Source organism: Thiohalocapsa halophila (genome assembly GCF_016583825.1).
In the GTDB taxonomy this organism is placed as follows: domain Bacteria; phylum Pseudomonadota; class Gammaproteobacteria; order Chromatiales; family Chromatiaceae; genus Thiohalocapsa; species Thiohalocapsa halophila.
This window is the reverse complement of the sequence record NZ_NRRV01000020.1, coordinates 56,015-69,492: the sequence shown is the minus strand read 5'-3', so window position 1 is coordinate 69,492 and position 13,478 is coordinate 56,015. Positions and strand designations below refer to the sequence as shown.

The following is a 13,478-nucleotide window of genomic DNA, read 5'->3' as shown; positions in this document are numbered from 1 at the left end:
CCGTTGTGTTAAAACAGGGCCGTCATGGTGCGCCCCAAGGCACACCAGCCCCTGAACACCCCGGATCGCCTCTCCCGCATGCCCCGCGAGCTGTTGATTCTGCGCCACGCCAAGTCGGACTGGGACAGTGGTGCCGCCTCTGACTTCGAGCGCCCCCTGGCAAAGCGGGGCCGGAAAGACGCCCCGCGCGTTGGGGAATGGCTCTACCGTGAGGGCCTAATTCCCGCACTGATCGTTAGCTCGCCGGCACAGCGGGCACAGGAGACCGCGCTCAAGGTGTGCAAGTGCCTCGACTTGTCCAAGAAAGAGATCGTCTGGGACGCAGATATCTACGAGGCGGATTTGCAAGCGCTGATGGACGTGCTAAGCCGCGTGCCCTCCGCAGCGCAACTGGTGCTGCTGGTAGGACACAACCCCGGCTTGGAAGGCTTGCTGCGGCATTTGGCCGGTCCCGATCTCGACGAGCCGGATGACGGTAAGCTGCTGCCCACGGCGGCCCTGGCCCGCCTAGAGATGCCCGAGGACTGGTCGCGCCTCGATTACGGCTGTGCCGGACTCGTCGGCATCGTGCGAGCGAAGCAGCTCAAATAGCGGCGAAGCGAGTCGCACAGCCCGCAACGAAGCCGCTTAAGGCGCCGGTCGCGCCACATTGGCTTTGGTCACGCCCAGCGTTGCGCTGCCTCGTTGCACGCCGTTGTCCGCTGTGAGCACGGCAAGCCAGCGCCCGCTGCGGTTGCGCTGTCACTGCGGCGCCTGCGTCCGCTGATGCAAGTATTCCACCGCTGCCACCATGTAGTCCGCGGCGCGCTTGATCTGGGTGTCGGAGAGCCGGTCATTGCCGGCCCGGGGCGGCATCTTGTATTTGCCGTCCTCGCCCTTGATGCCGTGCATGGGTCCCTTGTAGAGCGCCGGCATCCCCTTGGCGATGCGCGGCTCCCAGTTGTCGTAATCGGTGACCGCCGGGGCGCCGGCGACCCCCAACAGGTGGCAGGCGCGGCAGGTCCCCATCCAGACCGCGCGTCCTTCGGCGAGCATCGGGTCCTCGAAGCGCGGCATCTCGAAGTCCGCGGCGCCGTTGCCCTGCGGACCGCAGCCCACGAGCACGAGGACGGACAGGGCAAGGACACCGGCGCTGCGCACGGAAAGCATTCGAAGCATGACTTGCTGATCCTGGGGTCTAGGTGTTCTGTCTCTGCGGGGAGGGCAAAGCGCGTCGCAGTCAAGACGATTCCGCTGACGGCTCAGGCTGCGCTAGACTTCCGCGGTTAAGCCGCCAAGGATGACACACTCGACCCGACGGGTCGCGCCCACCGGGTCGGCGCGCATCGGGCCTCGGCACCGCCCGCGTCCCGCGCCGCTCGCGCGGCGGCCAACGCGCAGGGCCGGGCATCAGCGCTGGCGGCGACACCGCGCGCCGGCTGCGACCGGCCGGTGTGAGCCGGTGGTGATGCTCGCCGCCGAGCCGCGCCGGCCCGCTCAGTGCTGAGCCCGGCGCCATCGAGGATGCCGGCCACCAATGCGGTGGCCGAGCCAATGCGGGCGTCGCGCCCGCTCGAACCATTCAGGAAGCCACTGATGCCCACGAATCTGCGCATGCTCACCGTCGCCGCGCTCTGCTGCGCGGCCGCGAACCTCCACGCCGGCGACGCCGGCGCCATTGACGTCTCTGATCCCTACGCCCGCGCCGTGCCCCCGGGGCAGGCGAACAGTGCGGCTTTCATGGTCCTCAGAAACACCGGCGACAGCGACCGCGCGCTGGTGGCTGCTGAGAGCACCGCCGCCGACACGGTGGAGCTGCACACCCACACCATGGACGACGGCATGATGCAGATGCGGCGCATCGAGCGCATCGAGCTGCCGGCGGGGGAGGCGGTGACACTGGCCCCCGGCGGGCTGCACGTGATGCTGATCGGACTCGCGGAGCAGTTGCAGCCGGGTATGGACGTGGCCTTGACCCTGATCTTCGACGACGGTGCCCGCCAGTCGATCACCGCACCCGTGCGGCGCATCGACGCCGGCGCCATGGGTGGACACCACGCGCACTGAAGACGCCGCTATGACCTACAGCCTCATCGCCCGCGACACCGCCGCCGATGAGATCGGCGCCGCGGTGCAGTCCAAGTTCCCCGGCGCCGGCTCCATTGCGCTGCATGGCGCCGCCGGTGTCGGCTGCATCACCACCCAAGCCTTCGCCAATCCGCGCCACGGCGACGACGGGCTCGAGCTGCTGCGTCGCGGCCTCGGTGCCGCGGCTGTGTTGGAGACCCTGCTGCGGGATGATCCGGCCGCCGGTGAGCGCCAGTTGGCGGTGCTGGGGCCGGACGGGCCGGCGGCGGTGCACACCGGCGCCGAGGTCCGCGGTTGGGACGGCTTTGCCGGTGCCGGCGTGCGGGCCGACGCTGTCGCCAGCGGCAACACCCTCCATGACGCGTCTGTGGTGACGGCCATGCTCGATACCTTCGAGGCCAGCACCGGTGAGCTCGCAGAGCGCCTGATCGCCGCGCTCGCCGCCGGGCGGGACGCCGGCGGCGAGCTGCGCGGGCAGCAGTCGGCGGCCATCTTGGTGGTCAAGCCAGGCGGCGGCTACGGTGGCTACAACGGGCGCCATGTGGATATCTCGGTCTACGACCACCCCGAGCCCATCACGGAGCTCGGCCGCTGTTATCGGCTGCACCGCCTGTCCTATTTTCCGAGCGACCCGGACCAGCTGCTGCCCATCGACGACCCCAAGGCCCGGGAGCTCAAGGCGATCATGCGCCGTGCCGGCTTCCGCGATTTGCCGGACACCCCGGACTGGGGCGAGAGCGAGATCGCGCTGCTGAAGCGCTTCATGGGCGCTGAGAATTACGACAACCGTCTGCGCGACGATGCGCTCGTGGATGCGGAGGTGCTTGCGGATCTGCGCCGGCGCTATCCGCCGCCTGCCTGAGCTGGCAGAGCTTCCGACCCTTCCCCGAGTGCACCAAGACAGAGATTCGCTGACCGATTCCGACGCCGACCCCGATCAGGACCAAGAACGGTCTCCGAGCTTCCACAGCCTCGCACTCGTGTGACGACAGCAGCGGCGAGCAACCCGAGCGGTCTGCCGCGCTGCACTAGTCGGCCCCGGGACGGCGCGGACGGCTCAACAGCAGCCCGACCAAAGCCGCAGGGGCCAGCAGGCGCGTCGGCGGCGCCGCCCCGAAACAGACCTGCACCAGCCGGTCCAGCAAGGGCTGCCCTTGCCGACCGCGGCCGAACAGCCGATCGAGCACCCAGGGGCTGCTGCCATAGCGTTGTACCAGCGTCATGACCCGGAACAGCTTGCGAAAGCGCCGGTTCAGTGCCTTGGGATAGTCGGCCAGCGCCGCGACGGGCACAGTCTCGCCTGCTGCCGTCTGCGACAAAGCGGCGCTGGCGGCCGCGGCCGCCAGCTCTGCGGATTCCAGTGCGTAGTCGATGCCCTCGCCGGTGAATGGGTTCACCAAGCCGGCGGCCTCGCCGACGGCCAAGACGCCGGAGGCCACCTTGGGTGCGGTCAGGAAGTCGCAGCGGATGGGATAGCCTGCGATGCGATTGGAGCCGCGGGCGGCTGCGGTCAGGGCCGCGAGGGTCGGATGCTCGGTTAGCAGCTCGCGCAGCAGTGCAGGGGCGCTGATGGGCTCGGGGCCGGCATACCAGCACCCGACATTGGCGCTGTGCGCGCCCGTGGGGAAGAGCCAGGCATAGCCGGGCAATGGCAGCCGGTCCAGCAGAATGCGCAGATCCGGTCCGTGTGGCTGCATGCCCCCCAAATAGGCCCGTGCGGCGACGGTGTGCACGGTGCTGCGTGGTGCCAGCGACGTGTGCTTGATCAGCGACAGCGCTGCGCCGGTGGCGATGATTACCAACCGGGCCGGCAGCGCCGTGTCTCCGAGCAAGACACCGCCCGTGGGCAGTAGCGCGCGCACATGACCGACCCGGAAGTCCGCGCCGGCGGCCAGCGCGTGGCGTTGCAGCAAGTGGTCGAAACGCCGGCGCGGCAGGACCAGCGTGCGCGCGGGCAGGCGCCCGTCTGCGGTGATCGTCGCGCTGGCCTCGGCACCGCCGGGCGCGCGGAAACGGATGCGCGTGGCTGCGTGCGCCTCAGCGGCCACGGGCTCCAGGACGCCGAGGCGTGCGAGGTAGTGCTGGGCCCGCGGGCTCAGGCAGTCGCCGCAGACCTTGTCGCGGGGGAAGTCCGACTTGTCCAGCAGCAAGGTGGACATGCCGGCGTCGGCCAGGTGGCGCGCGGTGGCGCTGCCGGCCGGGCCGGCGCCGACGATGATGACGTCGTAATGCATGGCTGTGCGCTCGCCCCGGCGGCTGGGCGCCGGGGTCGTCCGTTGTTGTGGGTGCCGGGCGGCAGCCTGCAATGGCCAGGCTGCTCCGCGCAGTGACTCGCCGCAGCGGCGGTTCAGCGCGGGCGCGGTGCCCGCCAGCGAAAATGGGCGAGCTCGCCGCCGCAAGGCTGCCCCCGGGCGGAGGCCAACACCGTGCCCCGGCGGTCCGTCAGTGTCCAGTCGGCGACGCCGATCTCTTCGCTGATGAAGAAATGGCGGACGGCCAACTGCTCGCGGCGCAGCAGTGGAATACGGTGCAGCACGCGGTTGGTGAGCTGGAGTCGCAGCCCGTTAGCGGCCGCCTCGACCTGCCGGACCACCGGCCGGCGCACACCGAGCACGGGGTCTTGGACGGATTCACGCCAGGTGAGGTCGAGCGATGCCGCATCGAAGCGCTGGTGGCGGTGCTCGCCGGCTTGCTGCCAGCAGACATCCAGGTAGCGCAGTGCCCGGCTGCCCCTGTAGGTCTGCAACGCCGCGCTTTGGTGTCGCTCAGCGTCGGGCGCGAATAGAAAATCCCAACCATGCAGCGGCAGGGGTCGGATGCCGAAGCTGTGCTCGTAGTAGCCGGCGGCGCCCTGCCAGGTCCAGTGATTGTCGCCTGCGGCGACGCGCTCGCGCAGCGCCGGCGTGGCATGGCCGGGCTCGCTGCCGGGGCGCGTCGCCAAGGGCTCCAGCAGCTTGCCGCCCAGGGCGAGGTTGCCGTCGGCGACCGCCACAGGCGAGGGACAGTCGACGGTCCAATGGGCGCCCAGCCAACCGCTGCCGAGCGGGCCTGGGAAGTCCCGGCCCTGGGTCGCAGGCAGCGCGGTGCCGGCGAGCCCGACATGGGATAACCGCAGCAGCAGGCCGGCGCCCGCCTCGATCTCGATGTCGGCGGCCGCCGGGCCGTCATGGGCGACGGCAATGCAGCACTCGGCGTCGCCGGCGGTGACACCCCCCGGAGCCGCGGCGTCGAAGCTGCAGGCATCGGCGGGGAACAGGTGCATCCAGCACAAGGCCGCGGGCGGCGGGGGCAACAGCGGCTCGTCCGACGCTGTGGCCGTGGCCGGCAGCGACGGGCGATCCAGCACGCCGGCGATCATCACCAGCAGCCCGCTCTCGGCCACGCGGGCGAAGTGCTGCCGCGGGTTCACCACCGCCAGCCCGACGATGCCGTGGAAGGCGGGTGCGAGTACGGCGTAGTAGCGCCACTCGATAACGCTTGCGCTGCGCAGGGCGCGGCGTGTGGTCTGCCGCCGCCCGGCGGTGGCGAGGCCGGGCCAAACCCAGCCGGCCGTGCTGCCGGTGGCGTCGATCATGCTGGCTGTCATCACAAGGTCTGATAGTCCGCGCGCAGACGGTCCGATTCCAGTGTCGCCAGGCAGCGCAAATGCGCCTTCGGCATGAGCCCTGGCTTGACGAAGTGCGCCGCGAACAACCGCTGTGTGCCTTCATGCGTTCGGGTGTCCAGCCCATGGAAGAACAGCAGGGCGCGCACCGCATGGAAGGCTGCGTAGTACAGGCTGGCGATGCACTTGCGGTGGATCCCGGCGGTGCGGTTCGCGCTGAAGCTCCGCAGCTCATCCAGGAGCAGCGTAAGCTCGTCGCGGCTGCGGCTCAGGTTGTCCGGCTCGACCATAGGACGATCCCTTCGTGCTCGATGGCGCGCAGCAGTGCCCGCTCGCTGGCGTTTCGTGGATGGGCGGGGTCGAGCAGCACCGGCCGCAGCGGTGGCAGCACGTCCCACCCGTTCTGTGCGGCTTCAGCGATTTCGGCGAGGGCGCGCTGAGCCGCTCCCGTGCGATCCATATCCGCGGCTGGGGCGGTCAGGACCGCGACATCCAGATCGGAGTCGGCGTGACCCCCGCCGCGGGCGCGGCTGCCGAAGGCGATGATCCGCCCGATACTGGCTTCACCGAGCGCTGTCAGCACACGTGCGACGAAACCATCAAGCAGTGCCCGCTCACCCGGTGTCAGCGGACTGCGCCGGCTGGCGACGGGGTAGGCTTCGTCGCTCTCGGGCGCCGGGCGGGCTGTGTCGGACGCTTGCATATCCGGGAGTCTAGGCGCCGGCGCAGACAGGGTAAACCGCCGCGGCGAGCCGCGTGCGGTCTGCGCCGGCCGCGTGCGGCCATCCAACCCTCGCCGCCGCCCACGGCATTGGCACTCTCGCGCTGAGAGTGCTTGAATTCGCGGCAACGCCGCCGCAATTGCGCTATAACCCTAATAAATGTCGGAGATCAGCCTCCGGAGGTCATCCCCATGCGAATGGACAAGCTCACCAGCAAGTTCCAAATGGCCCTGGCCGATGCGCAATCGCTCGCGCTGGGCCGCGACAACCAATTCATCGAGCCGGTGCACCTGATGGTGGCCCTGCTGGACCAGGACGGTGGCACGGTGCGCCACCTGCTGGCCCAGGCGGACGTGAACGTCAACCGGCTGCGCTCGGCCCTGGGCGACGCCCTGGAGCGCCTGCCGAAGGTCTCGGGCACCGGCGGGGACGTGAGCGTCTCCAATGCGCTCGGCAAGCTCCTGAACCTGACGGACAAGCTCGCCCAGGCCCGCAGCGACGCCTACATCAGCTCCGAGCTGTTCGTGTTGGCGGCGCTGGAGGACAAGGGCGAACTCGGCAACATGCTCCGCGACGCCGGCGCCAGCAAGGGCGCCGTGGAGAAGGCCATCGAGAACATGCGCGGCGGCGAGGCCGTCAACGACCCCAATGCCGAGGAGCAGCGCCAGGCCCTTGAGAAGTACACCATCGACATGACCGAGCGCGCCGAGCAGGGCAAGCTCGACCCGGTCATCGGCCGCGACGACGAGATTCGCCGGACGATTCAGGTGCTCGCCCGGCGCACCAAGAACAACCCGGTGCTCATCGGCGAGCCGGGCGTCGGCAAGACCGCCATCGTGGAAGGTCTGGCCCAGCGCATCGTCAACGGCGAGGTGCCGGAGGGGCTCAAGTCCAAGCGCCTGCTGGCGCTGGACATGGCTGGGCTCATCGCCGGGGCCAAGTTTCGCGGCGAGTTCGAGGAGCGCCTGAAGGCCGTGCTGAACGACATTGCCAAGCAGGAGGGCAATGTCGTGCTGTTCATCGACGAGCTGCACACCATGGTGGGTGCCGGCAAGGCCGAGGGCGCCATGGACGCCGGCAACATGCTCAAGCCAGCGCTCGCCCGCGGCGAGCTGCACTGCATCGGCGCCACCACCCTGGACGAATACCGCAAGTACGTGGAGAAGGACGCGGCCCTGGAGCGGCGCTTCCAGAAGGTGCTGGTGGACGAGCCCAATGTCGAAGACACCGTCGCCATCCTGCGCGGGCTGAAGGAGCGCTACGAGGTCCACCACGCCGTGGAGATCACCGACCCCGCCATCGTCGCCGCCGCGAGCCTCAGTCACAGGTATATCACCGACCGCCAGCTGCCGGACAAGGCCATCGACCTCATCGACGAGGCGGCCTCGCAGATCCGCATGGAGATCGACTCCATGCCGGAGGAGATGGACAAGCTCGACCGCCGGCTGATTCAGCTTAAGATCGAGCGCGAGGCGCTGAAGAAGGAATCCGACGAGGCGTCGAAGAAGCGCCTATCCGACCTGGAGGGGCAGATCGCCGATTTGGAGCGCGAGTTCTCCGACCTGGACGAGATCTGGAAATCCGAGAAGGCGGCCGTGCAGGGCACCGCGCACATCAAGGAAGAGCTGGACCGCGCCCGCGTGGAGATGGAGACCGCCCGCCGAGCCGGCGACCTGACCCGCATGTCGGAGCTCCAGTACGGGCGCATCCCGGAGCTGGAGAAGCAGCTCGCCGCGGCGGATGAGGCCGCGCAGAACGAGACCCAGCTGCTGCGCAACAAGGTCACGGATGAGGAGGTCGCCTCCATTGTCTCCAAGTGGACCGGCATCCCGGTGTCCAAGATGCTGGAGGGCGAGCGCGAGAAGCTGCTGCGCATGGAGGACGACATCGAGCAGCGGGTGGTGGGCCAGCACGAGGCCGTGCGCGCGGTTTCCGACGCCATTCGCCGCTCCCGTGCCGGGCTCTCGGACCCGCACCGGCCCATCGGCTCCTTCCTATTCCTTGGCCCCACCGGCGTCGGCAAGACGGAGCTCTGCAAGGCGCTTGCGGAATTTATGTTCGACACCGAAGAGGCCATGGTGCGCGTGGACATGTCCGAGTTCATGGAGAAGCACTCCGTGGCCCGGCTCATCGGCGCACCACCCGGCTACGTGGGCTACGAGGAGGGCGGCTACCTCACCGAAGCCGTCCGCCGCCGGCCTTACAGCGTCATCCTGATGGACGAGGTGGAGAAGGCCCACCCGGACGTGTTCAACATCCTGCTGCAGGTGCTCGACGACGGCCGGCTCACGGACGGACAGGGGCGCACCGTGGACTTCCGCAACACGGTCATCGTCATGACCAGTAACCTCGGCTCCGACGTCATTCAGCAGAAGGCGGGCGAGGCCAACTACGCGGACATGAAGGACGCGGTGATGGAGATCGTCCGCCAGGCCTTCCGGCCCGAGTTCATCAACCGCCTGGACGAGATCGTGGTCTTCCACCCCCTGGACGAAGATCAGATCCGCGCCATCGCCCGCATCCAGATCGGCTATCTCAAGGGCCGGCTCGCCGACCGCGACATGCAGCTGGACGTGAGCGACGCCGCGCTGGACCTGCTCGGCGAGGCCGGCTTCGACCCGGTCTACGGCGCCCGCCCGCTCAAGCGCGCCATCCGCGCCCAGCTGGAGAACCCGCTGGCGCAGGAGATCCTGGCCGGGCAGTTCCGCCCCGGCGACACCGTCACCGTGGACGCGCAGGACGGCAAGCTGGTGTTCGGCTCCGTGGTGGAGGGGGAGTTGGTGGACTAGGATGGCGGCACGACCCGCATCCTGCGCGCAACGCAGGGTGCGCGTTTACGAGTCTAACTGCCCAACAGAGTGCGTGTTGCCGAGCCGGAACCATGAGCGAAGCCATCGATTACGACCGCGACTCCTTGGAGCAGGTGCTTGCCGAGGACTCGCTGCCGGAGGCCTAGCGGTGCGGTAATCGACCTTTCAGACCGCCTGCCGGCTCGGTTGGCCCCTTCGCGACCGGCCGAATAGCCAGGTTTGTTCGGCTTGACCCACGCGCGGGCGGCGCATCAAATGTCGTCGTGACCAACCCAAGATCGAGTGGACGAGCATGGCCACCTGCCTCAAGCATCCCTTCGTGACGCTGGCGGAGTACTTCGCACGCGAGGGCAATGCCACGGAACGCCTGGAATATCTCAACGGCGAGGTCCGCGCAATGGGCGGGGCGCAGCCGGAGCACAACGCCATCGGCGCCAACCTGATCGGCGAGCTGCGTTCGGCGCTGCGCGGCAGCGGCTGCCGCCCAATGACCAGTGACCAACGAGTCAAGGTCAACGCCGGCAGCCCTTATCTCTATCCCGACGTCAGTGTCGCCTGCGCGCCCGAGTACACCACCATCAACGGGCTGCGCACCCTGGTCAACCCGGTCCTGATTATCGAGGTGACCTCGCCGAGCACCGAACAGCGGGATCGGGGCACCAAGTTCCTGCAATACCAAACCATCGCTAGCTTGAGCCACTACGTCCTGGTGGACTCAACCGAGGTCGGCCTTCTGCATTACGCGATGACCGACGGGCAATGGCAGCCGACGCTGTACGAGTCCATCGACGATCAGCTCCAATTGCCCGACTTGGGTCTGACGTTGGCCTTGCGCGAGGTCTACCTAGACGTCTGGCCGTCGGCGACGTAAGGCTCCCGCAGGCCGACAGCCGCCGCTGTCAACGTTGCCGCTGCGCGCGCGGATCAACCCGCTTGGGGGAATCACCTTAAATAGTGCCAGACCGAAAAGTCGGTTTTTTATTCAGAAGCGCCGTATGCGTGCTGTTGATCGACGCGAAAATTTCGTCCGAGTGATCGATTAGCGCTGCGTTCGCCTCGGAAATGAGAAGGACTCTCATGAATTGCCTCCGCCGGACAGACCAATCCCTAGGCAACGCATGCGCCCTCACTAAAACGCTCGTCAGGCCGCGCGTTGTCGTCGTCGCGCTTCTGCTTCGGCGTCGCGCTCCAGCAAAATGGGGCCGAGGCGATGCAGATTGCGCCCCAGCACCGCCAGGGCGTAACCGTTTAGGCCCCTACCACCATTTCGAGCTCAAGCTGGTGCGAGTTTAGCCGGCGGGCATCGGCAGGGGCGGTGCGGGCAAGCCGCGGCGGCGTTGGCGTACGACCTCGGCGATGTAGCTCCACGGCGAGGCGCCACGCTTACGGCAGGTCTCGATGCGGCTTGCCAACAACGCGAAGGCGCGGGTGCCCTGCGGGGTTCGGGTGCCCATGCCGATGCGCCGCGCGATGACCCAATGGCGCAGCGCTCTTTCCGCTACATTGTTCGTCAGCGGCAGCTCGGGATAGTCGAGCACGACCCAGAACGTACCCCAGTCGTTGAGCAGCTCGCGGGCGAGCGCGCGGGTTTTCTGGTGCACACCATCGGTGGCGAGCGCCCGGCACGCCTCGAGCAGCGCGTTGAGCAGGGGGGCATGTCGCGCGCGCAGCCCCTCGGCCTGTGCCGGGTCGCCGCGGGCGTCGTAGACGGCAGCGATCACCGTCTCCAGCACGTCGAGCACGTGGCGCCCGAACTGCTGGGCTTGGGCGTCGAGGCTCTCTTCGAGCCCATGGGCCTTGCGCAGCAGATGCGCGAAGCAGCGCAGACGTTGGTCTTGGTCGCGATAGGCGCCATAGCCGTCGCTCATCAGCCAGTTGCGAAAGTGCTCGCCGAGCACGTGCTGCACCATCGCGCGGGTGCGCCGCCCGACGATGAACAGCGTGGCGGTGGCACAGGTGAACACCCACAGCCACAGCACCCGTCCGTGCTCCTTCCAGGCGGTCTCATCGGCCCTTGTGGGCGCAGGGAGCAGCTCGACATTGCGCACGCTCTCCAAGATCTCCTGCTCGACCACGGGCTCGAGGGCGCGTGCAGCCTCATGCACGCACTGGTTGATGGTGGCCGTGGATAAGGACAGCCCGAGCCAATCGGCGAGGAATTCCTGCACCCGCGCGCGCGAGAGACGCATGCGTTGGCTCAGCGCACAGATGAACGCGACCGAGCTCGGCCCGGCGAGGTGCCATTCGCTCAACGCCACTGTCCACGCCTCATCCGCGCCGGCTGCGCGCGTGTCGCGTGCCCGCAGCCGCAGCGCCGCTCCAGGTAGACGTGCTTGGTCTGGTGCAGCGCCAAACCACCGCACCCGCCCTCGGGGGCGATGAGCTCCAAGGTGTAGTGGGCAGTGTAGGCGTGCGCGTCGCCACCGTCATCGAGAGCGCGGTCGCAAGCCGCGCAGCCCGCGGGCGCATGCACTTGCTCGGCATTGATCGGCAGGCTCTGCGTGCGACTGTGCCCCGGCGCGCCTTTGCGCCGCCCGGGCTTGGCGCCTGCGCCCGCTTTGCGCCGCCGATGCGGCTTGTTCGCGCCGGCCGCTTGCTCGGCGGCTTCACCCGCGGCGTCGCCCGAGGTCGGTCCAGCAACGCCGACATCGCCATCACCGACGTCAGCCTCAGGCTCGCCGTCGACGCCTTCCCAGGGCGCGCGCGAGCTTGGCGGTCGCGAGCTATTGGAGGGGTCCTGTGCCAAGCGCTCCCGCGCGGCCTTTAGATCCGCCAGCACCTTCGACAGCAGCGCTCGCGCCTGCTCGGGGGTGAGACCCGCCAGGTAGGCGTCGTCCAGCTGGCGCAGATCGTGGTCGCTGAGATGCATGGTCGTACCGCAGAGGCGCCGTCGCGGCGCGCTCTGCGCACAATCTTGCCATACTGCACGAGCTTCTTCCTACAACCCCCTGATGTGGAGAGCCAGGCCCTCAGGCATCACTGCTGGGGGGAGGGGCTAAACGGTTACCATTCGGACGTGTTCAACATCCTGCTGCAGGTACTCGACGACGGCCGCCTCACGGACGGGCAGGGGCGCACCGTGGACTTTCGCAACACGGTCATCGTCGTGACCAGTAACCTCGGCTCCGACGTCATTCAGCAGAAGGCCGGTGAGGTCAACTACGCGGAGATGAAGGGCGCGGTCATGGAGATCGTGCGCCAGGCCTTCCGGCCCGAGCTCATCAACCGCCTGGACGAGATCGTCGTCTTCCACCCCCTGGACGAAGATCAGATCTGCGCCATCGCCCGCATCCAGATTCGGCTATGGCCCTGCGCGGCGTTGTCGCCGATGACGGGGTTGCTGTGAGGGATGACCGGCGTTTTTTCGAGGCATGCACATGCGTGCACATGGCTTTTGTAGGTGTTTGGCTGATTGACCAGGGGATCGTTTACAGAGAATACTCGTGACAACACAAAATGCCTCTGCAGCACAGAGGATGAGGTATGCGACGCACAAAACACCAACGGCGGTACCTGCCATATATCCTGACGGTTCTGCTCGGTTTTGCCGGGCCGATAGGCGCCGGGCCGCTCCTCAACGGCTCCTTCGCGAGCTTCGACGGCTGGTCAGGCGACATCGCTCCCAGCCCCCTGGACCCGTTTCAGGCCGTGGACCCCGGGGCCGATCCGCGCTTCACGCTCGAAGGCGGCGGTTTCGCCCGCTTGAGCGATGACGACAATTACTCCGACATCGTGCTCTATCAGGGCCTTACGCTGGCCGCGTCCGCGGTGAGCCTGAGCTTCGACTACGTCTGGTCGCTGACGGCGGGCGACCCGGCCAATCCCGATTTCGTGCAGGCGACGCTCTGGCTGGCGGATTTCTCCGACTTGATCGACCTCTTTCCGGCCGCGCTGGACACCTCAGCCGCGACAAGCGCCGGCACTGCGAGCACGGACATCAGCGCATTCGCAGGCACCGATGTCCTGCTCGAGTTTTTCCTGCAGGACGGCGACGGCACGAGGGCGGATTGGCTCCAGGTCGGCAATATCAGCGTGGCAGAGGCGCCGCTGCCGTCACCGGCGGCGTTGGTGCTGCTTGGGCTGGTGCCGCTCATAGGCCGCTCGCTGCGCGGCGGCTCGATGCCGGGGTCGCCCGGGATCGGGTGGCGCTTCAGCTCGATTCTCGGGCAACGGCGCTTCCGACGCATTTAAAGCGCGCCTATTCCAACCTGGTCACCAGTTCGCTGCGCTCGCCAGCGGCGGCCCTGGTCGCGGTGAGCCGGACAGCCCGCGGCG

The 13,478-nt window shown here is 68.1% G+C and carries 13 protein-coding genes and 1 pseudogene; 7 read left to right on the top strand and 7 right to left on the bottom strand.

The features are described from left to right. Positions 1-78: 78 nt before the first annotated feature. Positions 79-591, top strand: a complete 513-nt coding sequence (locus tag CKO31_RS10120; RefSeq protein WP_200236670.1) for a SixA phosphatase family protein — start codon at positions 79-81, stop codon at positions 589-591. A gap of 150 nt (positions 592-741) precedes the next feature. On the opposite strand, the gene CKO31_RS10115 is transcribed toward CKO31_RS10120, so the two are convergent. Next, complete coding sequence (locus CKO31_RS10115) at positions 742-1,158, bottom strand: c-type cytochrome (RefSeq protein WP_200236618.1); 417 nt, start codon at positions 1,156-1,158, stop codon at positions 742-744. 417 nt (positions 1,159-1,575) lie between these two features. On the opposite strand from CKO31_RS10115, the gene CKO31_RS10110 reads away from it, so the two are divergent. After that, entirely contained in the window at positions 1,576-2,046 is a 471-nt protein-coding gene (locus tag CKO31_RS10110) for a copper chaperone PCu(A)C (RefSeq protein WP_200236616.1), read from the top strand. Between the two features lie 10 nt (positions 2,047-2,056). After that, the gene (locus tag CKO31_RS10105) at positions 2,057-2,929 is read left to right on the top strand and encodes a DUF1028 domain-containing protein (protein ID WP_200236613.1); all 873 of its coding nucleotides are present in this window, start codon (positions 2,057-2,059) and stop codon (positions 2,927-2,929) included. A gap of 166 nt (positions 2,930-3,095) precedes the next feature. Here CKO31_RS10105 and CKO31_RS10100 read toward each other — a convergent pair whose 3' ends face one another. The 4 genes from CKO31_RS10100 to CKO31_RS10085 all read right to left on the bottom strand — a co-directional run bounded on the left by CKO31_RS10100 (position 3,096) and on the right by CKO31_RS10085 (position 6,374). Further along, entirely contained in the window at positions 3,096-4,301 is a 1,206-nt protein-coding gene (locus tag CKO31_RS10100; protein WP_200236610.1) for a geranylgeranyl reductase family protein, read from the bottom strand. A gap of 113 nt (positions 4,302-4,414) precedes the next feature. Next, complete coding sequence (locus CKO31_RS10095) at positions 4,415-5,653, bottom strand: hypothetical protein (protein WP_200236607.1); 1,239 nt, start codon at positions 5,651-5,653, stop codon at positions 4,415-4,417. Next, a complete protein-coding gene (locus CKO31_RS10090) occupies positions 5,653-5,961 on the bottom strand; it encodes a HEPN domain-containing protein (RefSeq protein ID WP_200236604.1) in 309 nt (102 codons plus the stop codon). Before CKO31_RS10090 ends, CKO31_RS10095 begins: the two co-directional genes overlap by 1 nt. After that, positions 5,940-6,374, bottom strand: coding sequence for a nucleotidyltransferase family protein (locus CKO31_RS10085; protein WP_200236602.1), 435 nt, complete (start codon positions 6,372-6,374; stop codon positions 5,940-5,942). Before CKO31_RS10085 ends, CKO31_RS10090 begins: the two co-directional genes overlap by 22 nt. Positions 6,375-6,584: 210 nt before the next feature. Here CKO31_RS10085 and clpB point away from each other — a divergent pair, with 210 nt between their 5' ends. Next, on the top strand, positions 6,585-9,182 hold the full coding sequence (gene clpB / locus CKO31_RS10080) for an ATP-dependent chaperone ClpB (RefSeq protein WP_200236599.1): 2,598 nt from the start codon (positions 6,585-6,587) through the stop codon (positions 9,180-9,182). A 313-nt stretch (positions 9,183-9,495) separates the two neighbouring features. Continuing rightward, positions 9,496-10,074 (top strand): Uma2 family endonuclease, encoded by a 579-nt coding sequence (locus CKO31_RS10075; RefSeq protein ID WP_200236597.1) that lies wholly within the window; start codon positions 9,496-9,498, stop codon positions 10,072-10,074. A gap of 418 nt (positions 10,075-10,492) precedes the next feature. Here CKO31_RS10075 and tnpC read toward each other — a convergent pair whose 3' ends face one another. Both tnpC and CKO31_RS26790 read right to left on the bottom strand, forming a co-directional pair. Further along, positions 10,493-11,392: an IS66 family transposase gene (tnpC, locus tag CKO31_RS26795; RefSeq protein WP_242475278.1), complete on the bottom strand. Its 900-nt coding sequence runs from the start codon at positions 11,390-11,392 to the stop codon at positions 10,493-10,495. Between the two features lie 59 nt (positions 11,393-11,451). Then, positions 11,452-12,072, bottom strand: coding sequence for a hypothetical protein (locus CKO31_RS26790; protein ID WP_242475277.1), 621 nt, complete (start codon positions 12,070-12,072; stop codon positions 11,452-11,454). A 138-nt stretch (positions 12,073-12,210) separates the two neighbouring features. On the opposite strand from CKO31_RS26790, the pseudogene CKO31_RS10065 reads away from it, so the two are divergent. Both CKO31_RS10065 and CKO31_RS10060 read left to right on the top strand, forming a co-directional pair. Next, a pseudogene (locus tag CKO31_RS10065) lies at positions 12,211-12,504 on the top strand (AAA family ATPase); the annotation flags it as partial. A gap of 347 nt (positions 12,505-12,851) precedes the next feature. Further along, on the top strand, positions 12,852-13,394 hold the full coding sequence (locus CKO31_RS10060) for a hypothetical protein (protein WP_200236594.1): 543 nt from the start codon (positions 12,852-12,854) through the stop codon (positions 13,392-13,394). The last annotated feature ends 84 nt before the right edge of the window (positions 13,395-13,478 follow it).